The sequence below is a fragment of the Pseudomonas psychrophila HA-4 genome (assembly GCF_000282975.1).
In the GTDB taxonomy this organism is placed as follows: domain Bacteria; phylum Pseudomonadota; class Gammaproteobacteria; order Pseudomonadales; family Pseudomonadaceae; genus Aquipseudomonas; species Aquipseudomonas psychrophila_A.
In genome coordinates, this window is record NZ_ALJC01000051.1 from 17,561 (window position 1) to 43,594 (window position 26,034).

Below are 26,034 nucleotides of genomic sequence, written 5' to 3' on the forward strand. Positions count from 1 at the left end.
GCACAAACTTATTAAAAATGCCCCCTAGGCAAACGCACCGGTTACAGGCATATAATTTGCTTATGTTTGGCGCTCACGCGCCCTTGTAGTGGATGGCGCCATGTGCGCCGGCGAATAAGGTGTTAAGCCCCTGCCATGAAACCATCGCTAGTCCTGAGAATGGGCCAGCAGCTGACAATGACACCTCAGCTGCAACAAGCCATCCGTCTGCTCCAATTGTCGACCCTGGACCTGCAACAGGAAATCCAGGAGGCCCTGGAATCCAATCCGATGCTCGAACGCCAGGAAGATGGCGACGACTTCGATAATGCTGATCCCATGGCCGACAACATTGAGCAAAAACCCAGCAACGACATTCCGGAACCCTCTTACCAAGAATCCGCGCCGACCGTGGATAACCTAGAAGAAGGCGAATGGAACGAGCGCATCCCTAACGAGCTACCTGTCGACACAGCCTGGGAAGACATCTACCAGACCAGCGCCAGCAGCCTGCCAAGCAACGATGATGACGAGTGGGACTTCACTACACGCACCTCTGCCGGTGAAAGCCTGCAAAGCCATCTGCTGTGGCAATTAAACCTCGCGCCAATGTCTGACACCGATCGACTGATTGGCGTAACACTCATCGACTGCATCAACAATCAGGGCTACCTCGACGAAACGCTCGAAGAGATCCTAGAAGCCTTTGATCCAGAACTGGACATCGAACTCGACGAGATCGAAGCCGTTCTACACCGCATTCAGCAATTCGAACCGGCCGGTATTGGTGCACGCAATCTGGGCGAGTGCCTACTGCTGCAATTGCGCCAACTGCCCGCTAAAACGCCTTGGCTGAACGAAGCCAAACGCTTGGTGACCGATTACATCGACCTACTGGGCGCCCGCGACTACAGCCAGTTGATGCGCCGTATGAAGCTCAAAGAAGACGAGCTGCGCCAGGTCATCGAGCTGGTACAAAGCCTGAACCCTCGCCCTGGCTCACAAATCGAGTCTAGCGAAGCCGAGTACGTGGTGCCTGACGTCATCGTGCGCAAGGACAACGAGCGCTGGCTGGTGGAGTTGAACCAGGAATCGGTGCCGCGCCTGCGGGTCAACCCGCAATACGCAGGTTTCGTGCGCCGCGCTGACACCAGCGCCGACAACACCTTCATGCGCAACCAGTTGCAAGAAGCCCGCTGGTTCATCAAAAGCCTGCAAAGCCGCAATGAAACACTGATGAAAGTGGCGACCCAAATCGTCGAGCACCAGCGTGGCTTTCTAGAATATGGTGACGAGGCCATGAAACCGCTGGTTCTGCATGACATCGCAGAAGCAGTCGGCATGCACGAATCGACCATTTCACGGGTGACTACCCAGAAATTCATGCATACCCCGCGCGGTATTTATGAATTGAAGTACTTTTTCTCGAGCCACGTCAGCACCTCTGAAGGCGGTGAATGCTCGTCTACAGCGATCCGCGCCATCATCAAAAAACTGGTCGCTGCTGAAAATCAGAAAAAGCCGTTGAGTGACAGCAAGATCGCTGGTTTACTGGAGGCACAAGGTATTCAGGTGGCCCGTCGCACCGTCGCCAAGTACCGCGAATCCCTCGGGATCGCGCCTTCAAGCGAACGTAAGCGTTTAATGTAAGCCACGGGCCACAGCGTTTCAGTGACAGGCTGCTCAGCCTGTCACTTTATGCAATGGCAACAGAAGGAGAAACTGTATGCAAGTCAACATCAGTGGACAACATCTGGAAGTCACCCAAGCGCTGCGCGACTCGATCAATGAAAAATTCGCACGACTGGAACGCCACTTCGACAAAATCACCAACGTGCAGGTGATTCTTTCTGTTGAAAAACTTCAACAGAAAATCGAGGCTACTCTCAATATTCACGGTGGAGAGGTTGTCGGTAATGCTGTTGATGAAAACATGTATACAGCCATCGATAACCTCTACGACAAGCTTGATCGCCAACTGAAAAAGCATAAGGAAAAGACCCAAAGCCTGCTTCAGGGCGCAACGGGTCGTTAATACTCCCTACCCATGATTCAACTTGAAAATATCCTGACCCCCGGCCGTTCCTTAGTGAACGCGCCGGGCGGCAGTAAAAAGAAAGCGCTCGAGCAAATTGCCAACCTGATCAGCCGCGAAGTGCCTGATCTGGAACAGCAAGATGTTTTTGAAGCCTTGATTGCCCGTGAAAAACTGGGTTCCACCGGTTTTGGTAACGGCATCGCCATTCCCCATTGCCGCCTCAAGGGTTGCAAGTCGCCCGTTAGCGCCTTGCTGCACCTGGATGCTCCCATAGATTTCGACGCCATCGATGGCGCGCCGGTCGACCTGCTCTTCGTTTTGCTGGTGCCAGAAGCGGCAACCGACGCACACCTGGAACTGCTCCGGCAGATTGCCAGCATGCTCGATCGTAAAGACGTGCGCGAAAAACTGCGCGAAGCATCTAGCAACGAAGCGTTATATCAGGTTGTTCTGGACGTACAGAACGGTCATTAATCATGCGCTTAGTCATTGTCAGCGGACGCTCCGGCTCCGGTAAAAGCACCGCCCTAGCAGTCCTCGAAGACAACGGTTTTTACTGCATCGACAACCTGCCTGCCGGGTTGCTGCCTGAACTAGCAGAACGCGCGCTTATTCATACTGAATTAGCGCAACCACTGGTTGCTGTCTCGATTGACGCGCGTAACCTACCTAGTCATTTGTCACGCTTTCCACAATTGCTTGAAGAGGTGCGAAATCGTCACGTCCAGTGCGATGTCCTGTACCTAGATGCCGACGAAGAAACCCTGCTCAAGCGCTTCTCGGAAACCCGTCGGCGTCACCCTTTGAGCAGTGCAAGTCGCTCGCTAGCCGAAGCGATACGCGACGAAACACAGTTGCTCGGGCCGATTGCCGACCTGGCCGACCTGACCATCAACACCACCAACCTGAACCTGTATCAGTTGCGCGATACCATTAAGTTGCGTCTGCTGAACAAGCCTGAACCTGGCACTGCCTTTCTGGTTGAGTCGTTTGGTTTTAAGCGCGGGATGCCGGTGGATGCCGACCTCGTGTTTGATGTGCGCTGCCTGCCCAATCCGTATTGGAAGCCTGAGTTGCGCGAGCAATCCGGGCTGGATCAACCGGTCGCTGACTATCTGGCCGCACAGCCGGATGTCGAAGAGATGTTCCAGGACATCTCCAGCTACCTGCTTAAATGGCTACCCCGCTTTGCTGCCAGCAACCGCGCGTACGTCACCATCGGCATTGGCTGCACGGGTGGCCATCACCGCTCGGTGTACCTGACAGAACGCTTAGGCAAATGCCTGCAAGAAACTCTGAAGAACGTCCAGGTTCGCCACCGCGACCTTACTTGAAAGGATCAACCCCGCGATGCCTGCTCTGGAAATCGAAATCATCAACAAACTGGGTTTGCACGCTCGGGCATCTGCAAAGTTCGTCGGTATCGCAGGCCAATTCCCTTGTCAGATAAGGGCAGGTCGTACACCCGAGTCAATGGTCGACGGCAAGAGCATCATGGCGATGATGATGCTCGCCGCTGGCAAGGGCACTAAAATCCATTTGAAGACCGAAGGCGAGCAAGAACAGGAAGCACTGGATGCACTGGCCAAGCTCATCAACAACTACTTCGATGAGGGTGAGTGAAGAGCAGCCCGGCGTAACGGTAGGAGCGAGCTTGCCTCGCGATCTTTTAAGATCAAAAGATCGCGAGGCAAGCTCGCTCCTACGGATTTTTAGGGCATCAATGCGGGCTTTAGCCCAGTGCGGTATCCATCACCATCATCAGGCAGAAGCCGAGGCACAAGCCCAGGCTCGCGAGCTTTTCATGGCCATTGCGCCGCGATTCAGGGATCACCTCTTGGGTCACCACCAGCAACATTGCCCCTGCCGCCAACGCCAGCCCAAATGGCAATAAAACTTCAGCCAAGTTCACCAGCCAGGCGCAGAGCAACGCAAATACCGGCTCGACCAAACCTGATGCGGCGCCAATCAGGAACGCCTTGACCCGCGACATGCCAGCACCCGCCAGTACCAAAGCGATCACCAGCCCTTCGGGCACATCCTGCAGCGCAATGCCCATCGCAAGGCTATCAGCGTCTGGCATGCCACCACCCGCCGACACACCCACCGCCATCCCTTCCGGGATGTTGTGCGCCACAATGGCGATCACAAACAGCCAGATGCGCGGCGCAATCACGGGCTCGCCGGGCTTGCTGATGATCATTTCAGGGACGGCACCGGAGACTTTGAGGTCGACCAGAAACAGAAAAAATGCCCCCAGCAAAATACCCACACTGACCAGGCCGCTGGCACCCCATGACGACAATCCAAGATTTTGCGCCGCCGCAATACCCGGCACAATCAGCGAGAAAGCCGTAGCTGCCAACATGACCCCGGCCCCAAAACCCAACAAACTGTCGCTGACCGCTATGGGCATTTTTCGGATAACCAACACCGGCACAGCACCCAAGGCGGTACCCAGCGCGCATAGCGCTCCGCCTTGTAAGGCCCGCAACAGCCTCGGCTCAAGATCCAGCCAGACCAGGCCCTTAGCTACTAGCAGGGCGGTGCCTGTCAACAGCAAGAGCGTGCCCAGCGCATAGCGAAACATTCGCACGCCACTGATCGCTAAAATTTGCGAGCCCATAATCTGCCTGAATCCTTCTCGGTAGGCTTAGGCAATCGCAGCTTGATAGCGTCGCGCCACTTCCGGCCAATTAATCACGTTGTAAAACGCATTAATGTATTCCGGGCGGCGATTTTGATAACGCAGGTAGTAGGCGTGTTCCCACACGTCCAAACCCAAAATCGGAGTATTGCCGCTCATCAGCGGGCTGTCTTGGTTACCACTGCTTTCAACCACCAACTTTTTGTCCGGCGTCACACTGAGCCAGGCCCAACCACTGCCAAAACGAGTCAAGGCGGCCTTGGTGAAGTTTTCCTTAAAGGTGTCCAAACCACCGAGTTGATCATCAATCGCCTTGGCCAATGCACCTTCAGGCTGACCACCGCCTTGGGGGCTCATGACTTCCCAAAATAGTGAGTGGTTGGCATGCCCGCCGCCCTGGTTGATCACGGCTGCACGCAGCTTTTCAGGCAGTTGATGAACGCTGGCTACCAGTTTTTCGACCGGCCATTGCGCCCACTCGGTCCCATCGACTGCTGCATTGAGGTTATTGATGTAGGTCTGATGGTGCTTGGTGTAGTGAATTTCCATGGTTTGCGCATCAATATGCGGCTCAAGCGCATCGTAGGCATAAGGCAAGGCAGGCAAGGTGTAAGTCATATCAATGTGCTCCTAAATGATGGCCACTGACCGTTGAGAATTCGTGGCAGGCTTGCGCCACGGCGCTTTTGAGCAGCAGATTTGAGCGCGGGTATTCACCGTGCTCGCTGATGAAATTCAAAAGCTCGACATAGGTTTTGCTGCTCTGACACAGTGCTGCTTCACGCAGTGCGGGCGTCAGGCGAGCGTTCTGCATGGTTTGCAGTAAACGCTGATGAATCGCACAGAGGTATTCAACGCTCTCCTCCGGCTGGTTAAGGCGCAAGTGCAGATCCGCCAGGTTGTGGTGCGAAATGACACAGGCCGCCACTGCTTCATCGGCATCACTCCAGCGCTCAAACAGCACTTGCGCGAGCGCCAGCGCCTGCAAGTAATGCTCTCGAGCATCGACCAACTCGCCCTCAGCGAAACAGCGATTGGCTCTTTCGATCGTGCGCTTCCAGTGCTCCATGTGAACCTCCAAAGCAGTGATTAGGTCGGTCAGTTAAACGCCGCCTGCGGTCAACTTCTCGGGGTCAAGCAAGACCTCAAGCTGGCTGCGCGGCAAGTCGGTGTATTCAAGGGCGACGTCAATCACTGGACGCCCCTGTTGGTAGGCGGTCTTGGCGATCTCGGCGGCTTTTTGGTAGCCGATGATCGGGTTCAGGGCCGTCACCAGAATCGGATTACGCGACAAGGCTTCCTTGAGCTTGGATTCATTGACTTTGAAGCTGGCAATGGCCTTGTCGGCCAGCAAGCGACTGGAATTGGTAAGCAGCTCAATACTGCTCAGCAGGTTCTGCGCAATGACCGGCAGCATCACGTTCAACTCAAAGTTGCCCGACTGACCGGCGATGGTGATCACCGTGTCATTGCCGATCACCTGAGCAGCAACCATCGCCGTGGCTTCCGGGATCACCGGGTTGACCTTGCCCGGCATGATCGAAGAACCCGGCTGCAAGGCTTGCAGTTCAATCTCACCCAAGCCTGCAAGCGGGCCGGAGTTCATCCAGCGCAGGTCGTTGGCGACTTTCATCAACGACACGGCAGTCGCTTTAAGTTGTCCCGACACCGAAACCGCCGTGTCCTGCGAGCCGATCAAGGCAAACAGGTCTTTGCCGGGCGTAAATTTGACGTGGGTCAGCGCACTGAGCTGCTGATTGAACAGCCCGGCAAACTGCGGATGCGCGTTGATCCCCGTGCCTACTGCGGTGCCGCCTTGGGCCAGCGATTGCAGCGCCGGTTGCAGATTGTGCAGGTGTTCGATATTGGCTTTGAGCTGCTGCGCCCAACCATTAAGCACTTGGCTCATGCGCACCGGCATGGCGTCCATCAAGTGCGTCCGGCCGGTTTTAACGTAGACGTGAACCTGCTCGGCCTTGTGTTCGATCACCTGCACCAGATGCGTAAGCGCTGGTAGCAGTTCTTCATGCAGCCCCAAGGCGGCGCTGACATGGATCGTGGTGGGAATGATGTCGTTGCTGCTTTGCCCACAGTTGACGTGATCGTTAGGGTTGACCACTTCGCCTAGCACCCGCGTCGCCAAGGTGGCGATCACTTCGTTGGCGTTCATATTGGAACTGGTGCCCGATCCGGTCTGGAAAATATCCACCGGGAAGTGCTCCATGAAATCGCCCGCCAGCAGGATCTGCGTGGCCTCGACGATGGCGTCGCCCTGCGCTTCGCTGATTTGTTTGAGCTCAACGTTGGCCTTGGCGGCAGCAGCCTTGGCCAGAATTAGTGCGCGAATGAATTGCGCAGGCATACGTTGATGACTGATCGGGAAGTTATCCACCGCACGTTGAGTTTGTGCGCCATACAGCGCCGCCTCAGGTACGTGCAATTCACCCATGCTGTCACGTTCGATACGCGTATTACTCATCAGGAAATCCTTGCAGCAGTTCTGTTAAAGAAATTGAGGGTTCGAGTTCGCAGGTCGCCAATTGCCAGGCACAGCTTTGCCAGCGCTTGAGACGGCAGTTGCACAGGGCTTGATTTTCCATATCGCGCAGCGGGCGCCACGCATGGTCCAGGCATAGAGAGCGCCAGTGCCAGGGCAAGGCCGTATCGGATGCTGTATCAAGCAAGAGCCGGAACGAGGTGACGGCAATCATCCATGGGGATGTCGCCGTGCAACCTGCAAGGTAGCGGCCTTCCGCGAGGTAATGCTCAATCAGACGCGGCTCGTCTGGCGCAAGCCCGCAACGGATCTGACGGCTCATCCAGCGCCAGCTTTCCAGATAGGGGCCTTCATGCAAGGCTGAACTCATGACCTAGACTCGATCGATAATGAGATTCATTATTAAGCGATATTGATTATCAAAACAAGTGCACTAAAGGGGTAGATACCGTTTTGCCCATCCGCGAGCAAACACAAATCGTGTGGGAGCTGGCTTGCCAGCGATTGAGTCGACAGGGTGCATCAGACAAACCGAGTTGCCTGTATCGCGGGCAAGCCCGGCTCCCACAGAGATTGGCGCACATACAAAAAAGGCGTATCGCCCAAAAGGGTGATACGCCTTGGTGTACGGCCGAATAGATTTAGCTGCCTGCCACCATCATGCGTTCGATCAGCACCGAGCCGGTGCGGATGTTGCTGCGCAGTTCTAGGTCATTACCCACAGCAACGATCTGTTTGAACATGTCGCGCATGTTGCCCGCGATGGTGACTTCTTGAACCGGGAACTGAATCTCACCATTCTCGACCCAGAAACCTGCCGCACCACGCGAGTAATCGCCGGTCACCATGTTCAGGCCACTGCCCATCAACTCGGTCACGAACAAGCCTCGGCCCATACGACGGATCAATGCGGCCTGGTCTTCATCACCATGGGTCACAAACAGGTTGTGAACGCCACCCGCGTTGGCGGTGCTCGGCAGACCCAGTTTGCGGCCCGAGTATGTGCTGAGGATGTAGGACACCAGTTCGCCGTCTTTGATGAACGGTTTGGCGTAAGTGGCCAGGCCATCGTTGTCGAATGACGAACTGCCCATGGCACGCATCAAGTGTGGACGCTCGTCCAGGGTCAGCCACTCAGGGAAAATCTGTTGCCCCAGCGCATCCAGCAAGAAAGACGATTTTCGGTACAAGTTGCCACCCGAAATCGCTCCCAAAAGGCTGCCAAACAAACCACCCGCCAGTTCCGCCGAAAACAACACAGGAACTTCGCAGGTGGGCACCGGACGCGAGCCCAGACGACGAGCTGCACGTTCAGCAGCGCGCTGGCCGATGCTGGCCGCGTCCATCAGCAATTCGCCCTGGCAGTTAACGTCATACCAGTAGTCGCGCTGCATTTGGCCGTCGCCTTCAGCGATCATCACGCAGCTCAGGCTGTGGCGGGTCGACGCCGAACCGCCGATAAAGCCATTGCTGTTGCCGTATACACGGCAACCTTGATGCGTGCTAAGCGTAGTGCCGTCAGCGTTTTTAATCCGGCTGTCAGCGTCAAAAGCGGCGGCTTCGCACGCCAGGGCTTTTTCAATGGCGTGTTCCGGGGTGATGTCCCACGTGTGGAACACATCAAAATCTTTAAGATCGCGCGCCATCAGGCTGGCATCGGCCAGTCCCGAGCTTTCGTCTTCGGAGGTGTGCTTGGCAATCGCCAAGGCTGCGGCAACCGTTTCGCGAATGGCATCAGGGCCGGTGGCCGAGGTGCTGGCCGAGCCTTTGCGCTGGCCAACATACAGCGTGATGCCAAAACCTTGGTCACGATTGAACTCAACGGTTTCGACTTCGCGCTGACGTACAGAGGTCGACAGGCCCTGCTCCAGTGACACAGCAACTTCGCAGGCGCTGGCGCCTTGGCGCTTGGCTTCGGCGATGATTTGTTCGACCTGCTGTTGCAGTGCCGGCAAGGCCTGCGGGCCGACGCTTTGTACTGCACTCATGGTTTTCTCCACTCAAATTCTGTTTTCGGTAGGGCCGCCGAGCGACCGGGCCGGACAAGCGGCCCCCGACTGGTTATCATGGCGGCGTTTCTTTGCGGACTGCCACCATGGTTGATTCTTACGACGACGCCTTCGACGGCGAAAAAAGCAAAACACAGGTCAAAAAAGAGCTGCATGCTCTGGTTGATCTGGGCGAGCGTCTCACGACTCTCAAGCCTGATTTGCTGAACAAAATGCCTTTGACTGACGCAATGCGGAAGGCTCTGGCAGATGCTCCAAAACACACGGCTCACATTGCGCGCAAGCGCCATATGATGTTCATCGGCAAACTGATGCGCGATCAACCGCTCGACGAAATTCTTGCGTTGATCGATCAAGTCGATGCCTCTTCTCGCCAATACAACGAACGTTTCCACAACCTCGAGCGCTGGCGTGATCGCCTGATCGAAGGCGACGACGCTGTACTGGAAAAGTTTGTTGCCGAGTTTCCTGAGGCTGATCGCCAGCAAATGCGCTCGATCATCCGTCAGGCCAAACACGAACTGGCTCATAACAAGGCACCGGCCTCAAGCCGCAAATTGTTTAAGTACATTCGTGGGTTGGACGAGACACAACGCGGTCTGCGTTAAATCTCGTGTGTGAGTGGGTTGCCCTGCAACCCACTCACTGCCCATCAACCGCCCGTACCGCCCACTGTAATCGCGTCAATCTTCAAGGTTGGCTGCCCAACGCCGACCGGCACCGACTGCCCATCCTTGCCACACGTGCCTACGCCGCTGTCCAGCGACAGATCGTTACCGACCATCGACACTTTGCTCATCGCTTCCGGCCCGTTGCCAATCAGGGTCGCACCTTTGACTGGGCGAGTGATTTTGCCGTCCTCGATCAAGTAAGCCTCGCTGGTGGAGAACACAAACTTGCCGCTGGTGATGTCGACCTGACCACCACCCAGATTCGCGCAATAAATGCCTTTTTTCACCGAAGCAATGATTTCGGCCGGATCGCTTTCGCCACCCAGCATGTAAGTGTTGGTCATGCGTGGCATCGGCAGGTGCGCGTACGATTCGCGGCGGCCATTACCGGTGCGGGCAACGCCCATCAGGCGCGCGTTGAGTTTGTCTTGCATGTAGCCCTTGAGCACGCCGTTTTCAATCAGCGTGGTGCACTCGGTCGGGGTGCCTTCATCATCGACGCTCAACGAGCCACGACGACCGGCCAACGTGCCGTCATCGACGATGGTGCACAGTTTGGACGCAACCATTTCACCCATGCGACCGCTGTAGGCTGAACTGCCCTTGCGGTTGAAGTCGCCTTCTAGACCGTGCCCGACAGCTTCGTGCAGTAAGACGCCGGACCAACCCGAACCCAGAACCACCGGCATGGTGCCCGCAGGTGCCGGAACGGCCTCAAGGTTGACCAATGCTTGGCGCAACGCCTCACGGGCATAGCCCATGGCACGGTCGTCCGTCAGGAAGTAGCGGTAGTCAGTGCGCCCGCCGCCACCATGCCCGCCGCGCTCACGACGACCATTTTGCTCAACGATCACACTCACGTTGAAACGCACCAGCGGCCGTACATCAGCCGCCAGGCTGCCGTCGGTGGAGGCGACCAAAATACGCTCCCAAACCCCAGCCATGCTCACCGTCACTTGCTGAATACGCGGATCAAGAGCCCGCGTAGCCACATCGATGCGCTTGAGCAACTCGACCTTTTCAGCGCGGCTGATGACTTCCAGCGGGTTGTCCGGGGCATACAACTGAGCGACGTCTTGCGTTGTAAAGGCTTGCACGGTGCCGTTTTGCCCGGCGCGAGAGATGGAGCGGGCAGCCCGAGCAGCCAGCCCCAAGGCTTCTAGCGTGATGGCGTTGCTGTAGGCAAAGCCGGTTTTCTCGCCCGACTGGGCGCGCACGCCAACCCCTTGATCAAGGTTAAAGCTGCCTTCTTTGACGATGCCGTCTTCCAGCGCCCAGGATTCGGAAATCTGGCCCTGGAAATACAAATCTGCCGCATCAATCCCCGGCCCGGCCAGGTCGCCCAACACGCTTTGCAGGCTTTCGATGGTGACACCGCCCGGTGCCAACAGGTGTTCGCTGACTGAGGTCAACAACTCGCTCATATTCACTCCGTCTTGACCCCTGCCTCAGCATCTTTGAGTGCTGAACCCACGGGCCTGAAAATTAGTCCTGCGTTGCAGGTCGCTGTGCGCCCTGCGAAAAAAATCGCCGATGATTCACCACCGGCATGCGCGCCCTAATGGCTGCTTGTTCAGTCGTATCTCGCTCGGCCAGCAATACGCCCTCGCCTTGCGCCTGTTGTGCCAACACTCGCCCCCACGGATCAACAATGGCGGCATGCCCATAAGTTTCACGCGGGCCAGGATGAACACCGCCCTGCGCTGCCGCCAATACATAACACTGGGTTTCGATGGCCCGAGCCCGAATCAGAATGTCCCAGTGCGCAGCCCCGGTAACGGCGGTAAAGGCCGAAGGTGCGGTAATCAACTCAGCACCGGCTGCTCGCAACTCGCTGTACAGCTCAGGGAAACGCAGGTCATAGCAAACGCTCAGGCCCAATTTACCAACCGGCGTGTCAGCCACCACCACCCGCGAGCCTGGCGCATAGTCATCGGATTCACGGTAGCGGCCACGGCTATCAGATACATCCACATCAAACAGGTGCAGCTTGTCGTAGCGCGCGGCTTGCTCGCCGTCAGCGTCAATCAACAATGAGCAGGCATTAACCTTGGCATCCGGTTGCCCAGGAGGCGGTAGCGGCAATGTGCCCGCCACTATCCATAACTTGAGGTCGCGGGCGGTCTGTTTCAACCATGGCAGAATCGGGCCTTCACTCAATGCCTCTGCACGACCAATATCGGCAATATCGCGTCGGCCCATAGCAGCAAAGTTTTCAGGCAACACTGCCAGTTTCGCGCCACGTTCGGCGGCTTCTTCCAACAGGCGCCGGGCCTGAGCCAGATTGGCCAGCACATCACTCTGGCTGACCATTTGAATCACCGCTAAAGACATGACGCACTCCTGGAAATATCTGACGTCATGCTACTCCTAGTTTTTCTCGAAAGGCTTGTCGAAGGTGATTTTCGGCTCGTTCCACGGACCTTGAATGCTGTATTGCACGCTGGCAAAACGCGAGACCTGATCACCGATCAGTTTGTTGAGCAAGAACATGGCCCCACCTGCCGCGGGCCCGCCCACCAACAGGGCAGCCAGGGGCAGGTTGTTGGTCACCGGCAGCGTCACCAGCAACTTGGCATCGACCTGGTCGGTGACCATATTCAACGTACCCTTTAGCTCAAGGTTAGTCGACGGGCCCGTCATGAGGATCGGCGTGGTGGTGCGGTACACGCCATTGCTGGCACTCAGGAACCCCTTGACCCGGTCGTAGCTCAAACCTTTGCCAAACAGATCCGAGAAGTCCAGCCGAAGGCGCCGGCCTATGGCGTTGAAGTTCAGCAGACCAAAAATACGCACGACTTGAGCGCTGCCGTCCACCTCGACAAACTGACCTTTATTCAGCGTCGCATCCAGTGTGCCGGTGAACCGGTTGAGGCCAATCCAGGCCGGTGAACCCGGCCATTTACCGTCGACATCGACATGAAAATCTTCGCTGGTCACGCTTGGCGCGAAGCCCCACGCCTTCAGCACATTAGCTAGATTGCCACCGCCCAAACGGCCTTTGTACCAACTGCTACTGTTGCTCGCAGTGCCTTCCCAACCACCCGACCCCTCCAGCAATAAGCCCTTGAGGCCCAGGCTCAGGTTATTCAGATTGATCCCGCGGCTGGTCGGACGTATGTTCAAGGACCAAGCGCCCAACAAGTCAGCCCCTTGGTAAAGCTGACGGATGATGATGTCCAGCGCCGGGATTTTGCGCGGATCGACCGAGGCCAGAGGATCCGGGGCGTTCACATCAGTGACCGACTTGGGGTCAGGGGCCGGCAGCCGGATAGTCTGCATCGTCACTCTGATAGGCGCATTCTTCGCATCCGGCAGCGTAACGGCGCCTGCGGCCTGTTTGCTGTCAATCTGTAGCCCCCAAGATGCTGCACTGCGTGTCATCTGCACGTGCACTTGGTCAAGCTGAGTGCCGAACGCGATGAGTTTTCCCACCTTAAAATCAGCACTGCTAAGCAGTTGCTTGGCGCTGCCTCCCGGGTCTTTGCCCGCATAGCGCTCGACCAGCGCCTGCCACGGGGCAACGTCCAATTCAGACAATACACCGCGAATACGCAGACCTTTGGTCGTAGGTAGCACAGGGTCGCCATCGCCCAGAAACAACTCGCCGCGCCCCTGTTCAAACTTGCCGTTGGGTGCGGCAAAGGTCAGATTGGCCAGATCACCGTAGTCAAACCAGTAACGGCGCTCAGCCCCTTGCAAGGTCATGCGAAACACCGTATTGCGGCTTTCATTGGCTGCCAGGCCAAACGGTGCGGGCAAGTCGACGACCGCGCCTTTGAGGTTGGAACTGACCCGTAACTGACTGTCAGCGCCGTCTAGCGTGAGCTGCAACTGATAAGGCAAATTGCCAGACACCGGAATTGGCTGGTTGACCGCGAGCCAGTCAGTCAGCTTTTTAACCCCGACCTGACCGCTCGCCACCACTCGGGTACTGATTTTTCCCGGCTTACCGTCAGCAAAAATCTGCGCCGTTATCGGCTGATCGAAGGCGCGGGCGCTGATGCCTTTGCCGCTCAGCCCCTTGGCGCTGTCAAAGCGGAAGTCGCCCTTGAGTTGCGTCAACTCAAGCTCCGGCTCGCTGATTTTAAGGCGGGCTTTGTCCGTGGCGAAGTCCACCAGGATTTTCGGCTCTACGCTTTTTTCCAGAGGGATGTCGAGATCAACCCGACCTTTCAGCGAGCCCTCACCCTGCCACCCGGCAAACGTCGACTCGGTACCAATCGGCGCATCCTGCAGAATTTTCAGGCCGTCACCCAGCCCGCCGTCGAAATCCCCATCCAAAAACAGATGGCTGATCTTGCCGGTCGGTACATGGGGAATATTGACTGCGACATTGCGCACTTGGGTGTCGAGCAACTGGCCCTTGCTGGCCATGATCCGTACACCGCTGTCCTCAATAAAGACGTCACCAGATACATTGCGCACATGCGGCCAACCCGGCTGAAAGGCTAATTCGGCGCCATGGACCTTAAAGAACAGGCTGATATTGCGCGCCGCATCGACTGCATCGTGGTCGAGAGAGCCCTGATACTGGAAAAAGCCTTCTTCAACAGCGCCCTTGATTATCGCAGTGCTCAGCCATTCGGTAAGCGTCGGGCTCAAGACTTCGGGCAGGTATTTGGGGGTGAATCGGCCGTCACCATCGGTCAGCCCGACGCGCAGGTCCATGTAGTCTTCTTGGGAATGATCCATATGGATGCGAATCAGGAAGTCAGCGGCAATCTTGCCCTCTTCACCCAGCACTTTTATATAGGGCGCAATCAGGGTGAAGCTGTTCTTATCCAGCGTCCATTTGAGCAAAGCGTTGGCTTGCAGGTACTGCCAAGGCTTGGCAAAGATCGGGTCCAAGTGCAGGGAAAAGTCTTTGCTGTCGAGTCGCAGTTCGCCCTTGCCCAAGTCACCGCTGATTAAACCACTGACGTTGCGCGCAGCCGGCGCACCGTGGGTGGCATTGAAGCCAACTTGCTGCAAGTTAGCGGCAAAGCTGACTTTTTGATCGTCTGTGGCAGTGGGGCGATAGTCAGCCAGCACATTGCGCAACGTACCGGTAACACTCAGTTGGTCAATCACCTTAGCCACTGCTTCCGGCATCGGGGCCAACGAGTCCATCAAAGGCGTGATCGGCGTGAGGTCCAGATGATCGGCCTGCAAGTGCCAGCGTTCCTGCTCGGCGTCCGTCGCGGCAAACTGCTGCAACTGCATCCGGGTTTCCCAGCGTTTATCGCCGAGGCTCATTGCCAATGAGTCGAGCACCACGTTGAAACCCTGCTTGCCTCGCTGCACCCAAGCATGCAGCGCAAGGTTTTCAATGGTCTTGGGTTTGCGATCTGCGTAGGCACCGCTCAGCGCAGGAGCATTCAAGCGAGCAACCGCGCTTTGCACGGTGCCCTTGCCCCAGTTAAACCAAAATTCGCCGCCTGCTTTGAGTTCAGACACTTTCCACGGCTGAATCAGGCTGGCTGGCAACCATTTCGCCCAATCACTTTGCGGCAGGCTGACATAGGCCTGGGCCGCGCCATCACGCCAGCGGCTGGCGTGTACCTGGGTCTTGAGGCTGAGCGCAACGGGCTGACCATCGGGCAAGGTTAAACGTGCATCGAGGCGCTGATCAGACGCGCCGACGTCTAGAGTCAGCCCAACATACGTCAGGGTCAACGGCGCTTGCTTGTAGGGTTCGAGGGTGACTTGACTGTCGAGAACGGAAACCCGCGCCACGCGCTGCAATTGATTGAGCAGTTGTTCGGGGTCCAGCGGCTGGTCATCTTGGACGGGCAAGCCTTGAAGCGCCCAGTGGCCGTCCTGGCCCTGACGCAGGCTCAGATTCAGGCCGTCCAATTGAACATGAGCAAGACGAATATCGCGATTCAGTAGGCTGGCCCAAATATCAGGTACCACCTTCACTTCATCCAAACGCAGGGCACTGTTGCCCTCACCGACCATCACGTCATGCGCCAGCAGCACGGGGGCCATGCCTTTCCAACTGCCTTCGAGGCTGCCGATGGTCAACGGCATGCCCAAGGCATCGCGGGCTTTGGTCTGGACTTCCACGCGGTACTCAGCGATCAGCGGCGTCAGTTCGCGGCCCAAGCTGACGTACAGCGCCATGACTACCAGCCCCATGGCACATAGACCGAATCCCCAGCGGGTCAGCGCGGCAAAAAAGCGTGGTAGACGCTCCATGTCAGGTGGCCCCTTTAGTGATGGTCAAAGGGGCTGATAAACCGAGCCCCCTGTCGTACAGATACAACGTCAAATACTTCAGAGCAGTACCACGTCGTATTGTTCCTGCGAGTACATGGTTTCGACCTGAAAACGAATCGTCCGGCCAATAAACCCTTCCAGTTCTGCAACGTTGCCTGATTCTTCGTCCAGCAAGCGATCAACAACTCTCTGGCTGGCTAATACACGATAGCCAACGGCTTGATAGGCGCGGGCCTCACGGAGAATTTCACGGAAGATTTCGTAGCAAATGGTTTCAGGAGTTTTCAGTTTGCCGCGGCCCTGGCAGCACACGCAGGGTTCGCACAGCACCTGTTCCAGGCTTTCACGGGTACGTTTGCGGGTCATTTGCACCAGGCCCAACTCGGTTATCCCGATGATGTTGGTCTTGGCATGGTCGCGTTCGAGCTGTTTTTCGAGGGTCCGCAGCACCTGACGCTGGTGCTCTTCATCTTCCATGTCGATGAAGTCAATGATGATAATGCCGCCCAGATTGCGCAGGCGCAGTTGCCGGGCAATGGCGGTGGCGGCTTCGAGGTTGGTCTTGAAGATGGTTTCTTCGAGGTTGCGATGACCGACAAACGCGCCGGTATTGACGTCGATGGTGGTCATGGCTTCTGCCGGATCGACCACCAGATAGCCACCCGACTTGAGCGGAACCTTGCGGTCCAGTGCTTTCTGGATTTCGCCTTCCACGCCGTACAGGTCGAAAATAGGCCGCTCGCCAGGGTAATGCTCAAGGCGGTCAGCGATTTCCGGCATCAGTTCAGCCACAAATTGAGTGGTTTTCTGGAAGGTTTCACGCGAATCGATACGGATTTTTTCGATCTTGGGGCTGACCAGATCGCGCAGGGTGCGCAGCGCCAGGCCCAAGTCTTCGTAGATCACACTCGGAGCGCCAGCGGTTTTGATCTGCAAACCAATCTGGTCCCACAGGCGGCGCAGGTAGCGAATGTCCATCAGGATTTCATCCGCACCGGCACCTTCGGCTGCCGTGCGCAAGATAAAACCGCCCGCTTCCTTAATGCCTTCTTGAGCCACGCAGTCGCTGACCACCTGTTTGAGACGTTCACGTTCGGCTTCGTCTTCGATTTTCAGCGAAATGCCGACATGCGCTGTACGCGGCATGTACACCAGATAACGCGAAGGTATCGAGAGTTGGGTCGTCAGACGCGCGCCCTTTGAGGCAATCGGGTCTTTGGTGACTTGCACCACCAGGCTTTGGCCTTCGTGCACCAGTGCGCTGATGCTCTCAACGGCCTGGCCTTCACGCAGGGAAATTTCGGAAGCGTGAATAAAAGCTGCGCGGTCCAGTCCGATATCGACAAAGGCGGCCTGCATGCCAGGTAAAACCCGGACCACCTTGCCTTTATAAATGTTGCCAACAATGCCACGGCGCTGGGTACGCTCGACATGCACCTCTTGCAGAACACCGTTCTCTACCACCGCCACGCGCGATTCCATCGGCGTGATGTTGATCAGGATCTCTTCACTCATGGCTGGGTCTCGTTCAGGCGTCATCACATTAGTGCCAAGTCACGTAGGGCGCGGTGTTCAGCGCACGGTAAGGTTTTGCCAGCAAGGTATGCCAAATTGCCCAAGCAGGTCTGCGGTTTCGCAGACGGGCAATCCCACAACCCCGGAATAGCTGCCATTGAGGCCGGCCACAAACACTGCGCCTAACCCCTGAATAGCGTAGCCACCGGCTTTATCTTGCGGTTCTCCGCTGGCCCAATAGAGGGCAGCTTCTTGCTGGCTGATACTTCTAAAACTGACCCGGCTACGCACCACTCGGGTTTCGCAGCGCTCGGCCTCAATAATGGCAATGGCGGTCAATACTTCATGCTCCCGGCCAGATAACGCCATGAGCATAGCCAAGGCATCCGCTTCGTCGACCGGTTTACCGAGAATCTGCTCATCCAGCACCACGGCCGTGTCGGCGCCCAAGACACAACATACAGCGCCAGGGGTCGATGTCAGCAGTTGCTCACGCCCGGCCCGGGCCTTTTCTCGCGCTAGGCGCTCGACATAGGCCGTAGGGGGTTCGTCAGGGAGAGGGGCTTCATCAATCGAGGCACTGACCACACTAAACGGCACGCCGATTTGAGTCAGTAACTCGCGTCGGCGCGGTGAGCCAGAGGCCAGAAAAAGCGGAGTCATCAAGACATCTCCCTGTCGAGGTGCACAAACCAGGAAATGGCTCGCGATTGCATTAATTGATTTTGAAACGTCGGCGCAACCCACGCAGTCCGTAACTGACCCACGGCCAGAGCAACGCACTGACCAATGCAGGCAATACCAGCGCCAGAGTGGGCTGACGATTACCGGTCAAGGCGCTAAGCCATAGCTGAGCCAATTGAGCCAAACCAAAAATCACCAGTATGACCAGGCTTTGCTGCCACATTGGGAACGTACGCAGGCGCTGCTGAAGTGACAACACCAAAAAGGTGATGAGGGCCAGAATCAAGGCGTTCTGCCCAAGCAAAGTGCCATACAACACGTCTTCTGTCAGGCCCAGGCACCAAGCGGTGACCATGCCTACTTTGTGCGGCAAGGCCAGCGCCCAGAACGCCAGCAACAAAGCCAGCCACAATGGGCGCAGAACTTCCATGAACTGCGGCAACGGAGAAACGCTGAGCAACAGGCCAATGGCAAATGTCAGCCAGACAATCCAGCCATTTCGCGAATGATTACCCGCCATTATTGCCTCTCCCGAGTAGTGGCCGGCGCAGCGGCTGGCGGCTTGGCTGCGGCAGGAGCTGGTTTTTTCACAACCTTGTGCTCAGCCGCAGCCGGGGCAGGCGCCACAGCAGTGGCGGCAGCTGGCGCAGCCGTTGCAGGCACGGAGGTGACAGGTTTAGGCACCGTTGCAGGAACAATCGGTGGTGCTTCGCCCTTTTGCTCAGCCTCTTGGGCTTGAGCCGCATCATTAGCGCGTTCTTCCGGGGTTCGGCTGTCACTGAATACCAGCAACAAATAACGGCTGCGATTCAAGGCGGCGGTCGGAACGGCGCGCACGATGGCGAATGGCTGGCCAGAGTCATGAATGACTTCTTTCACGGTCGCTACCGGGTAACCGGCCGGGAATCGCTGGCCCAAACCAGAGCTGACCAACAAGTCGCCCTCTTTGATGTCGGCCGTGTCGGCCACGTGACGCAGTTCGAGGCGCTCAGGATTGCCAGTGCCACTGGCAATCGCGCGCAGACCGTTGCGGTTAACCTGCACCGGGATGCTGTGGGTGGTGTCGGTGAGCAGCAGTACACGCGAGGTGTAGGGCATCAGCTCAACCACCTGGCCCATCAACCCGCGAGCATCGAGTACCGGCTGCCCCAGCACTACACCGTCGCGCTCACCCTTGTTGATGATGATGCGGTGGGTAAAGGGATTGGGGTCCATACCGATCAATTCGGCCACTTCTACCTTTTCGTTGACCAACGCGGAGGAATTCAGCAACTCGCGCAGGCGAACGTTCTGCTCGGTCAAGGCGGCCAGCTTTTGCATACGGCCTTGAAGCAGAAGGTTTTCAGTTTTGAGTTTTTCGTTTTCAGCCGCCAGTTCAGTGCGACTGCCGAATTGGCTGGCAACCCCCTGAAACAGGCGTTGCGGCAAATCGGTAATCCAATACGTCTGCATCAGCACCAGCGACATTTGACTGCGTACTGGCTTGAGCAACGTAAAGCGGGCATCGACCACCATCAGCGCGACCGATAGCACGACTAGCACTAGAAAGCGCACGCCCAATGAGGGGCCTTTGGAGAAGAGCGGTTTAATAGGCCGCTCCTCCGGGGCAAGTGTTCAATGTATTCATACGGCGTCAAAGCGGCCTGGATGAAGATTGACAGAAGATAAACGCCAAAAGGCAGCACTGCAAAGTGCTACCTTCTGGTGATAACCATAGGACTGCACCAACGATCTTATTCGCTGGAAAGCAGGTCCATCGTGTGTTTATCCATCATTTCCAGCGCACGGCCACCACCACGAGCTACGCACGTCAGCGGGTCTTCGGCAACAATCACCGGCAGACCAGTTTCCTGAGACAGCAGCTTGTCGAGGTCACGCAGCAAGGCGCCACCACCGGTCAGTACCAGACCGCGCTCGGCGATGTCCGAAGCCAGCTCTGGTGGAGACTGCTCCAGTGCGCTTTTAACAGCCTGAACGATGGTAGCCAGCGACTCTTGCAGCGCTTCTAGCACTTCATTGGAGTTGAGGGTGAAAGCACGTGGAACGCCTTCTGCCAGGTTACGGCCACGTACGTCGACTTCACGTACTTCACCACCTGGGTAGGCAGTGCCGATTTCCTGCTTGATGCGCTCAGCGGTCGACTCACCAATCAGGCTGCCGTAGTTGCGACGCACATAAGTGATGATTGCTTCGTCGAAGCGGTCGCCGCCAACCCGAACGGATTCAGCGTAAACCACGCCGTTCAGGGAGATCAGAGCGATTTCAGTGGTACCACCACCGATATCGACAACCATCGATCCGCGTGCTTCTTCAACCGGCAGGCCTGCACCGATCGCCGCAGCCATTGGTTCTTCGATCAGGAACACTTCACGGGCACCGGCACCGAGTGCCGATTCACGAATAGCGCGACGCTCGACCTGGGTCGATTTGCACGGTACACAAATCAAAACCCGAGGGCTTGGCTGAAGGAAGCTGTTTTCGTGCACTTTGTTGATGAAGTACTGCAACATCTTTTCGCAAACACTGAAGTCGGCAATCACGCCATCCTTCATCGGACGAATGGCAGCAATGTTGCCCGGTGTACGGCCGAGCATACGCTTGGCCTCGGTGCCGACGGCAACGACACTTTTCTGGTTACCGTGCGTCCGAATAGCCACAACTGATGGCTCATTCAGGACAATACCGCGCTCACGCACGTAAATAAGGGTGTTGGCAGTGCCCAGGTCGATGGAAAGATCGCTGGAAAACATGCCACGCAGTTTCTTGAACATGGGAAAGGGACCCTAGGCAACGCGTGGGTAAAAAAGTGCGGCAAACTCTAACAACGACAGGGATTTTGGGCAAGGCGCCAATATGTTAAATTGACCGCTTTTCCGTGCACCAACCCCCACAATCGCGGCCATATGACCGTAGAAATGCGGTAGTGTTCCGACAATCTAACACACGGATAGCATCCGTCCTGTTTTCCACTGGAGAATCCCATGGCGCTTGAACGCTCCGACGTGGAAAAAATCGCACATTTGGCCCGTCTGGGTCTCAATGATGCCGATATCCCACGCACCACCGAAGCCCTTAATAGCATTCTGGGGCTGATTGATCAGATGCAGGCTGTCGACACCAACGGCATCGAGCCTCTGGCCCACCCACTGGAAGCCAGCCAGCGCCTGCGCGCAGACGTCGTGACTGAAAGCAATCATCGCGAGGCTTACCAGTCCATCGCACCAGCGGTCGAAAACGGCCTCTATCTGGTTCCGAAAGTCATCGAGTAAAGGGAAAGAGCCTGCATGCATCAATTGACTCTGGCCGAGATCGCCCGCGGACTCGCCGATAAAAAGTTTTCTTCCGAAGAACTGACCAAGACGTTGCTCGCGCGTATCGCGCAGCTCGATCCTCAGCTCAATAGCTTCATCACACTCACCGAAGACCTTGCGCTAGAACAGGCCAAGGCCGCTGACGCACGTCGCGCCAACGGTGAAACCGGCGCATTGCTGGGCGCGCCGATCGCGCACAAAGACCTGTTTTGCACCCAGGGCGTGCGTACCAGCTGTGGCTCGAAGATGCTCGACAACTTCAAGGCACCGTACGACGCCACCGTAGTGGCCAAGCTTGCCGCGGCGGGCGCGGTCAGCCTGGGCAAGACCAACATGGACGAGTTCGCGATGGGCTCGGCCAACGAATCGAGCTACTACGGCGCAGTCAAAAACCCGTGGAATCTTGAGCATGTACCCGGTGGTTCGTCAGGGGGTTCGGCCGCAGCCGTTGCCGCTCGTCTGTTACCGGCAGCCACCGGCACCGATACCGGCGGCTCGATTCGCCAACCGGCAGCACTGACCAACCTCACCGGTCTGAAACCGACGTACGGTCGTGTTTCGCGCTGGGGCATGATCGCTTATGCCTCAAGCCTAGATCAGGGCGGTCCGTTGGCACGCACGGCCGAAGACTGCGCCATTTTGTTGCAAGGCATGGCGGGCTTTGACCCTCAAGACTCCACCAGCATCGACGAGCCGGTCCCGGACTTCAGCGCCAACCTCAATGGTTCGCTCAAAGGGCTGCGTATCGGTGTCCCGAGTGAATTCTTCAGCGAAGGCCTCGACCCGCGCATTGCCGAGTTGGTGCATAACAGCATCAAAGAGCTCGAAAAGCTCGGTGCCGTGATCAAGACCATCAGCCTGCCAAACATGCAGCACGCGATTCCTGCGTACTACGTGATCGCGCCAGCCGAAGCGTCCTCCAACCTGTCGCGTTTTGACGGCGTGCGCTTCGGCCATCGCTGCGAAGACCCGAAAGACCTGACCGACTTGTACAAGCGCTCGCGCGCCGAAGGCTTTGGCCCGGAAGTGCAACGCCGGATTCTGGTCGGTGCCTACGCCCTCTCGGCGGGTTACTACGACGCCTACTACCTGCAAGCGCAAAAAATCCGTCGTCTGATCAAAAACGACTTCATGGCCGCCTTCAACGAAGTCGACATCATCCTCGGCCCAACCACGCCTAACCCGGCCTGGAAAATCGGCGCTAAAAACAGCGACCCGGTTTCTGCCTATTTGGAAGACGTGTACACCATTACCGCCAACCTCGCGGGCCTGCCTGGCCTGTCGATGCCAGCCGGTTTTGTCGATGGCTTGCCAGTCGGCGTGCAGTTGCTTGCGCCTTACTTCCAGGAAGGTCGCTTGCTCAATGTCGCTCACCAGTATCAGTTGAACACTGACTGGCACACGCGCTCACCTGCTGGCTTCTGAGGAGAAACATATGCAATGGGAAGTTGTGATCGGGCTGGAAATTCACTCCCAGCTCGCCACCCAATCGAAGATTTTCTCCGGCAGCGCCACCACATTCGGCGCTGAGCCGAACACCCAGGCCAGCCTAGTTGATCTCGGCATGCCAGGTGTGTTGCCGGTCCTGAACCAAGAAGCCGTGCGCATGGCCGTTATGTTCGGCCTGTCTGTTGATGCCGAAATCGGTCAGCACAACGTGTTCGCGCGCAAGAACTACTTCTACCCGGACCTGCCAAAGGGCTATCAGATCAGCCAAATGGAGTTGCCGATCGTTGGCAAAGGCCATTTGGACATCACCCTAGAAGACGGCACCGTCAAACGTGTCGGCATTACCCGTGCCCACCTGGAAGAAGATGCGGGCAAAAGCCTGCACGAAGACTTCAGCGGCTCCACCGGTATCGACTTGAACCGTGCGGGCACACCTCTGCTTGAAATCGTGTCCGAGCCTGACATGCGCAGCGCCAAAGAGGCTGTTGCCTACGTTAAAGCCATGCACGCGCTGGTGCGCTACCTAGGCATCTGCGACGGCAACATGGCCGAAGGCTCGCTGCGTTGCGACTGCAACGTGTCGGTACGCCCGGTCGGCCAGGCCGAGTTCGGTACCCGCTGCGAGATCAAGAACGTCAACTCGTTCCGCTTCATCGAGAAGGCGATCAACAGCGAAGTACAGCGCCAGATCGAGCTGATCGAAGACGGCGGCAAGGTTATCCAGCAAACCCGCCTGTATGACCCGAGCAAAGACGAAACCCGCGCCATGCGCAGCAAAGAGGAAGCCAACGACTACCGTTACTTCCCGGACCCAGACCTGCTGCCAGTCGTCATCGAAGACTCGTTCATCGAAGACGTGCGCGCCACACTGCCGGAACTGCCACCGCAAAAACGCGAGCGCTTCCAATCGCAGTTCGGTTTGTCCGCCTACGACGCCAGCGTTTTGGCTTCGAGCCGCGAACAAGCCGACTACTTCGAGCAGGTTGTGAGCATCTGCGGTGACGCCAAACTGGCGGCCAACTGGGTCATGGTTGAATTGGGCAGCCTGCTCAACAAACAAGGCCTGGACATCGACCAGTCGCCGGTCAGCGCCGAACTGCTGGGCGGCATGCTGCTGCGCATCAAGGACAACACCATCTCCGGCAAAATCGCCAAGGTGGTGTTTGAGGCGATGGCCAATGGCGAAGGCACTGCCGATGAAGTCATCGACAAGCAAGGCCTCAAGCAAGTGACCGACAGCGGGGCCATTGAAAAGGTGCTGGATGACGTGTTGGCGGCCAACGCCGAGCAGGTCGAACAATACCGCGCGGCGGATGAAGCCAAACGCGGCAAAATGTTTGGCTTCTTCGTGGGTCAGGCGATGAAAGCGTCCAAAGGCAAAGCCAACCCGCAACAAGTCAACGAACTGCTGAAAAGCAAGCTCGAAGGCTAAACAGCAGCCTGTGGGAGCGGGCTTGCTCGCGAAAGCATCGACGCGGTCATGCAGAAAAACCAAATCGCTGGTATCGCGAGCAAGCCCGCTCCCACGGGGTGTGAGGCTTGTTCAGCACACAAAGGACTCCCCCCATGAAGCAGCTACTCGGCGCCTGCGCCCTGCTCAGCTTGCTCGCCGGCTGCGCCAGCCATGACATAGACCCACGCGGCTATGACGAAACCGGCGTTGCCTCTTATTACGGCGCTCGGCATCACGGCAAACGTACGGCCAGCGGCGAACCTTTCAATCAAAATGCTCTCACCGCAGCCCATCGCGCCCTTCCATTCGGCACTCGCGTGCGGGTCACCAACCTCAGCAACGATAAATCGGTGGTGGTGCGCATCAATGATCGCGGCCCGCATACCCGCGGCCGTCTGATCGATCTTTCACGCCAGGCCGCCCAGCAGTTGGGTATGCTGAGCAACGGCACCGCCAACGTCCGGGTTCAGGGCTTGAGTGATTAACCGACTGAGTGAGTCACCATTTTGGGCTTGAGCGCTTTATCACCGTGGAACCTGCTGCAATTATTCTGCGGCCTCGTGATGCTGATTGCCGGCGCCGAGTTGCTGGTGCTTTGCGCTGTACGCATGGCCGCCAACCTAAAAGTTCGTCCCTTGCTGGTCGGTTTGACCGTGGTCGCGCTCGGCAGCAGCGCACCGCAAATGACCGTCAGCCTACAAGCCGCTTTCAATGACACCCCGGACATCGCCGTGGGCAGCGTGATCGGCAGCAACATCTTCAACATCTTGGTCACGCTCGGGCTCTCGGCCCTGATAATTCCGTTGCGCGTGTCTCGCCAACTGGTGCGCCTGGACATCCCGCTGATGATCATCGCCAGCGGGCTGGTGTACGGCCTGGCATTGACCACCCAATTCAATCGCCTCGCTGGCGCCATCCTGCTTGTCGGCCTGCTGTGCTACCTAGGCCTGCTACTGCGCCAATCGCGTCACAGCGGCCATCACCCTGTCAGCCACGACCTGCCACGCACCTCATGGCTACACAACGTACTGTTGATGCTCATCGCCTTGGTGCTGCTGGGCGCCGCCGGGCATCTACTGCTGGGCGCCGCCGTCGAAGTGGCCACCGAACTGGGCCTGTCCGAGCGCATCATCGGCCTGACCATCATTGCCGTCAGCACGTCCCTGCCAGAACTGGCCACCTCACTGATCGCGGCCTTTCGCGGCCAGCGCGAAATCGCCGTCGGCAACGTGATTGGCAGCAATGTCTTCAATTTGCTCGGCGTACTCGGCATTACGGCCTTATTGGCTCCCGAACCGCTGTCCGTCTCGCCCAATGCCCTGGACTTCGACTTGCCGGTCATGCTCGGTGTTGCCGTGTTGTGTCTGCCTGTGTTCTACACCGGCTACCGCGTCACACGTGCCGAAGGCCTGCTGTTTCTTGGGCTGTACCTGGCCTATGCCCTGCACGTGGTGTCGTTCACCACCGGCATGCCGCTGGCAAACAAGCTCGAACACTTGATGCTGTTTTACATCTTGCCGGCGCTGCTGGTGTTTCTGCTGTTCAGTACCCTGCGCGCGTGGCGTCGACAACACTGA

The 26,034-nt window shown here is 57.3% G+C and carries 25 protein-coding genes; 11 read left to right on the forward strand and 14 right to left on the reverse strand.

Annotated features, from left to right (window positions below; translation table 11 throughout):
- Window positions 1-135 precede the first annotated feature (135 nt).
- The 5 genes from B347_RS0106200 to B347_RS0106220 all read left to right on the forward strand — a co-directional run bounded on the left by B347_RS0106200 (window position 136) and on the right by B347_RS0106220 (window position 3,640).
- On the forward strand, window positions 136-1,629 hold the full coding sequence (locus tag B347_RS0106200; protein ID WP_026014015.1) for an RNA polymerase factor sigma-54: 1,494 nt from the start codon (window positions 136-138) through the stop codon (window positions 1,627-1,629).
- Between the two features lie 76 nt (window positions 1,630-1,705).
- Window positions 1,706-2,014 carry a ribosome hibernation-promoting factor, HPF/YfiA family gene (gene hpf, locus B347_RS0106205; RefSeq protein WP_019408839.1) on the forward strand — a complete coding sequence of 103 codons (309 nt, stop codon included), beginning with the start codon at window positions 1,706-1,708 and terminating at the stop codon, window positions 2,012-2,014.
- A gap of 12 nt (window positions 2,015-2,026) precedes the next feature.
- The gene (gene ptsN / locus B347_RS0106210) at window positions 2,027-2,491 is read left to right on the forward strand and encodes a PTS IIA-like nitrogen regulatory protein PtsN (RefSeq protein ID WP_019408840.1); all 465 of its coding nucleotides are present in this window, start codon (window positions 2,027-2,029) and stop codon (window positions 2,489-2,491) included.
- A gap of 2 nt (window positions 2,492-2,493) precedes the next feature.
- Entirely contained in the window at window positions 2,494-3,351 is an 858-nt protein-coding gene (gene rapZ / locus B347_RS0106215; protein WP_019408841.1) for an RNase adapter RapZ, read from the forward strand.
- Window positions 3,352-3,367: 16 nt separating this feature from the next.
- Window positions 3,368-3,640, forward strand: coding sequence for an HPr family phosphocarrier protein (locus tag B347_RS0106220; RefSeq protein ID WP_019408842.1), 273 nt, complete (start codon window positions 3,368-3,370; stop codon window positions 3,638-3,640).
- A 109-nt stretch (window positions 3,641-3,749) separates the two neighbouring features.
- On the opposite strand, the gene B347_RS0106225 is transcribed toward B347_RS0106220, so the two are convergent.
- The 6 genes from B347_RS0106225 to pmbA all read right to left on the reverse strand — a co-directional run bounded on the left by B347_RS0106225 (window position 3,750) and on the right by pmbA (window position 9,149).
- A complete protein-coding gene (locus tag B347_RS0106225) occupies window positions 3,750-4,643 on the reverse strand; it encodes a ZIP family metal transporter (RefSeq protein WP_019408843.1) in 894 nt (297 codons plus the stop codon).
- Between the two features lie 27 nt (window positions 4,644-4,670).
- Window positions 4,671-5,282: a superoxide dismutase gene (locus B347_RS0106230; protein ID WP_019408844.1), complete on the reverse strand. Its 612-nt coding sequence runs from the start codon at window positions 5,280-5,282 to the stop codon at window positions 4,671-4,673.
- Between the two features lies 1 nt (window position 5,283).
- Window positions 5,284-5,733, reverse strand: coding sequence for a hypothetical protein (locus tag B347_RS0106235; RefSeq protein ID WP_019408845.1), 450 nt, complete (start codon window positions 5,731-5,733; stop codon window positions 5,284-5,286).
- Window positions 5,734-5,766: 33 nt separating this feature from the next.
- Complete coding sequence (locus B347_RS0106240; protein ID WP_019408846.1) at window positions 5,767-7,143, reverse strand: class II fumarate hydratase; 1,377 nt, start codon at window positions 7,141-7,143, stop codon at window positions 5,767-5,769.
- Window positions 7,136-7,531 carry a hypothetical protein gene (locus tag B347_RS0106245; RefSeq protein ID WP_019408847.1) on the reverse strand — a complete coding sequence of 132 codons (396 nt, stop codon included), beginning with the start codon at window positions 7,529-7,531 and terminating at the stop codon, window positions 7,136-7,138. The genes B347_RS0106240 and B347_RS0106245 overlap by 8 nt, the downstream gene beginning before the upstream one ends.
- Window positions 7,532-7,802: 271 nt before the next feature.
- Window positions 7,803-9,149 carry a metalloprotease PmbA gene (gene pmbA / locus B347_RS0106250; protein ID WP_019408848.1) on the reverse strand — a complete coding sequence of 449 codons (1,347 nt, stop codon included), beginning with the start codon at window positions 9,147-9,149 and terminating at the stop codon, window positions 7,803-7,805.
- A 107-nt stretch (window positions 9,150-9,256) separates the two neighbouring features.
- On the opposite strand from pmbA, the gene yjgA reads away from it, so the two are divergent.
- The gene (gene yjgA, locus B347_RS0106255; RefSeq protein WP_019408849.1) at window positions 9,257-9,778 is read left to right on the forward strand and encodes a ribosome biogenesis factor YjgA; all 522 of its coding nucleotides are present in this window, start codon (window positions 9,257-9,259) and stop codon (window positions 9,776-9,778) included.
- A gap of 44 nt (window positions 9,779-9,822) precedes the next feature.
- Here the strand turns inward: yjgA and tldD are convergent, their stop codons facing one another.
- The 8 genes from tldD to mreB all read right to left on the reverse strand — a co-directional run bounded on the left by tldD (window position 9,823) and on the right by mreB (window position 21,015).
- Complete coding sequence (gene tldD / locus B347_RS0106260) at window positions 9,823-11,265, reverse strand: metalloprotease TldD (RefSeq protein ID WP_019408850.1); 1,443 nt, start codon at window positions 11,263-11,265, stop codon at window positions 9,823-9,825.
- Window positions 11,266-11,326: 61 nt separating this feature from the next.
- Window positions 11,327-12,175: a carbon-nitrogen hydrolase family protein gene (locus B347_RS0106265; protein WP_019408851.1), complete on the reverse strand. Its 849-nt coding sequence runs from the start codon at window positions 12,173-12,175 to the stop codon at window positions 11,327-11,329.
- 36 nt (window positions 12,176-12,211) lie between these two features.
- Complete coding sequence (locus B347_RS0106270; protein WP_019408852.1) at window positions 12,212-16,024, reverse strand: YhdP family protein; 3,813 nt, start codon at window positions 16,022-16,024, stop codon at window positions 12,212-12,214.
- Window positions 16,025-16,102: 78 nt separating this feature from the next.
- Window positions 16,103-17,560, reverse strand: coding sequence for a ribonuclease G (rng, locus tag B347_RS0106275; RefSeq protein WP_019408853.1), 1,458 nt, complete (start codon window positions 17,558-17,560; stop codon window positions 16,103-16,105).
- A 57-nt stretch (window positions 17,561-17,617) separates the two neighbouring features.
- Entirely contained in the window at window positions 17,618-18,223 is a 606-nt protein-coding gene (locus B347_RS0106280; protein ID WP_019408854.1) for a Maf family protein, read from the reverse strand.
- A gap of 52 nt (window positions 18,224-18,275) precedes the next feature.
- On the reverse strand, window positions 18,276-18,764 hold the full coding sequence (gene mreD, locus B347_RS0106285) for a rod shape-determining protein MreD (protein WP_019408855.1): 489 nt from the start codon (window positions 18,762-18,764) through the stop codon (window positions 18,276-18,278).
- Window positions 18,764-19,834 (reverse strand): rod shape-determining protein MreC, encoded by a 1,071-nt coding sequence (mreC, locus tag B347_RS0106290; protein WP_081498262.1) that lies wholly within the window; start codon window positions 19,832-19,834, stop codon window positions 18,764-18,766. Before mreC ends, mreD begins: the two co-directional genes overlap by 1 nt.
- Window positions 19,835-19,977: 143 nt before the next feature.
- Window positions 19,978-21,015: a rod shape-determining protein MreB gene (mreB, locus tag B347_RS0106295; RefSeq protein WP_019408857.1), complete on the reverse strand. Its 1,038-nt coding sequence runs from the start codon at window positions 21,013-21,015 to the stop codon at window positions 19,978-19,980.
- Window positions 21,016-21,225: 210 nt separating this feature from the next.
- Here mreB and gatC point away from each other — a divergent pair, with 210 nt between their 5' ends.
- The 5 genes from gatC to B347_RS0106320 all read left to right on the forward strand — a co-directional run bounded on the left by gatC (window position 21,226) and on the right by B347_RS0106320 (window position 26,034).
- Complete coding sequence (gene gatC, locus B347_RS0106300) at window positions 21,226-21,513, forward strand: Asp-tRNA(Asn)/Glu-tRNA(Gln) amidotransferase subunit GatC (protein WP_019408858.1); 288 nt, start codon at window positions 21,226-21,228, stop codon at window positions 21,511-21,513.
- Window positions 21,514-21,528: 15 nt separating this feature from the next.
- Window positions 21,529-22,980 (forward strand): Asp-tRNA(Asn)/Glu-tRNA(Gln) amidotransferase subunit GatA, encoded by a 1,452-nt coding sequence (gene gatA / locus B347_RS0106305; RefSeq protein ID WP_019408859.1) that lies wholly within the window; start codon window positions 21,529-21,531, stop codon window positions 22,978-22,980.
- A 10-nt stretch (window positions 22,981-22,990) separates the two neighbouring features.
- Window positions 22,991-24,436: an Asp-tRNA(Asn)/Glu-tRNA(Gln) amidotransferase subunit GatB gene (gene gatB / locus B347_RS0106310; protein WP_019408860.1), complete on the forward strand. Its 1,446-nt coding sequence runs from the start codon at window positions 22,991-22,993 to the stop codon at window positions 24,434-24,436.
- Window positions 24,437-24,570: 134 nt separating this feature from the next.
- Entirely contained in the window at window positions 24,571-24,942 is a 372-nt protein-coding gene (locus B347_RS0106315) for a septal ring lytic transglycosylase RlpA family protein (protein ID WP_019408861.1), read from the forward strand.
- Between the two features lie 51 nt (window positions 24,943-24,993).
- The gene (locus B347_RS0106320) at window positions 24,994-26,034 is read left to right on the forward strand and encodes a calcium/sodium antiporter (protein WP_026014016.1); all 1,041 of its coding nucleotides are present in this window, start codon (window positions 24,994-24,996) and stop codon (window positions 26,032-26,034) included.

Excerpts from the sequence above, each read along its gene's own strand:
- rapZ (WP_019408841.1), top strand. The coding sequence starts at position 2,494 with ATGCGCTTAGTCATTGTCAGCGGACGCTCCGGCTCCGGTAAAAGCACC.
- ptsN (WP_019408840.1), top strand. The coding sequence starts at position 2,027 with ATGATTCAACTTGAAAATATCCTGACCCCCGGCCGTTCCTTAGTGAAC.
- B347_RS0106270 (WP_019408852.1), bottom strand. The coding sequence starts at position 16,024 with ATGGAGCGTCTACCACGCTTTTTTGCCGCGCTGACCCGCTGGGGATTC.
- gatB (WP_019408860.1), top strand. The coding sequence starts at position 22,991 with ATGCAATGGGAAGTTGTGATCGGGCTGGAAATTCACTCCCAGCTCGCC.
- B347_RS0106280 (WP_019408854.1), bottom strand. The coding sequence starts at position 18,223 with ATGACTCCGCTTTTTCTGGCCTCTGGCTCACCGCGCCGACGCGAGTTA.
- B347_RS0106200 (WP_026014015.1), top strand. The coding sequence starts at position 136 with ATGAAACCATCGCTAGTCCTGAGAATGGGCCAGCAGCTGACAATGACA.
- B347_RS0106245 (WP_019408847.1), bottom strand. The coding sequence starts at position 7,531 with ATGAGTTCAGCCTTGCATGAAGGCCCCTATCTGGAAAGCTGGCGCTGG.
- tldD (WP_019408850.1), bottom strand. The coding sequence starts at position 11,265 with ATGAGCGAGTTGTTGACCTCAGTCAGCGAACACCTGTTGGCACCGGGC.
- mreB (WP_019408857.1), bottom strand. The coding sequence starts at position 21,015 with ATGTTCAAGAAACTGCGTGGCATGTTTTCCAGCGATCTTTCCATCGAC.
- mreD (WP_019408855.1), bottom strand. The coding sequence starts at position 18,764 with ATGGCGGGTAATCATTCGCGAAATGGCTGGATTGTCTGGCTGACATTT.
- rng (WP_019408853.1), bottom strand. The coding sequence starts at position 17,560 with ATGAGTGAAGAGATCCTGATCAACATCACGCCGATGGAATCGCGCGTG.
- B347_RS0106230 (WP_019408844.1), bottom strand. The coding sequence starts at position 5,282 with ATGACTTACACCTTGCCTGCCTTGCCTTATGCCTACGATGCGCTTGAG.
- B347_RS0106220 (WP_019408842.1), top strand. The coding sequence starts at position 3,368 with ATGCCTGCTCTGGAAATCGAAATCATCAACAAACTGGGTTTGCACGCT.
- B347_RS0106235 (WP_019408845.1), bottom strand. The coding sequence starts at position 5,733 with ATGGAGCACTGGAAGCGCACGATCGAAAGAGCCAATCGCTGTTTCGCT.
- B347_RS0106265 (WP_019408851.1), bottom strand. The coding sequence starts at position 12,175 with ATGTCTTTAGCGGTGATTCAAATGGTCAGCCAGAGTGATGTGCTGGCC.
- B347_RS0106225 (WP_019408843.1), bottom strand. The coding sequence starts at position 4,643 with ATGGGCTCGCAAATTTTAGCGATCAGTGGCGTGCGAATGTTTCGCTAT.
- B347_RS0106315 (WP_019408861.1), top strand. The coding sequence starts at position 24,571 with ATGAAGCAGCTACTCGGCGCCTGCGCCCTGCTCAGCTTGCTCGCCGGC.
- gatA (WP_019408859.1), top strand. The coding sequence starts at position 21,529 with ATGCATCAATTGACTCTGGCCGAGATCGCCCGCGGACTCGCCGATAAA.
- pmbA (WP_019408848.1), bottom strand. The coding sequence starts at position 9,149 with ATGAGTGCAGTACAAAGCGTCGGCCCGCAGGCCTTGCCGGCACTGCAA.
- hpf (WP_019408839.1), top strand. The coding sequence starts at position 1,706 with ATGCAAGTCAACATCAGTGGACAACATCTGGAAGTCACCCAAGCGCTG.
- gatC (WP_019408858.1), top strand. The coding sequence starts at position 21,226 with ATGGCGCTTGAACGCTCCGACGTGGAAAAAATCGCACATTTGGCCCGT.
- yjgA (WP_019408849.1), top strand. The coding sequence starts at position 9,257 with ATGGTTGATTCTTACGACGACGCCTTCGACGGCGAAAAAAGCAAAACA.
- B347_RS0106240 (WP_019408846.1), bottom strand. The coding sequence starts at position 7,143 with ATGAGTAATACGCGTATCGAACGTGACAGCATGGGTGAATTGCACGTA.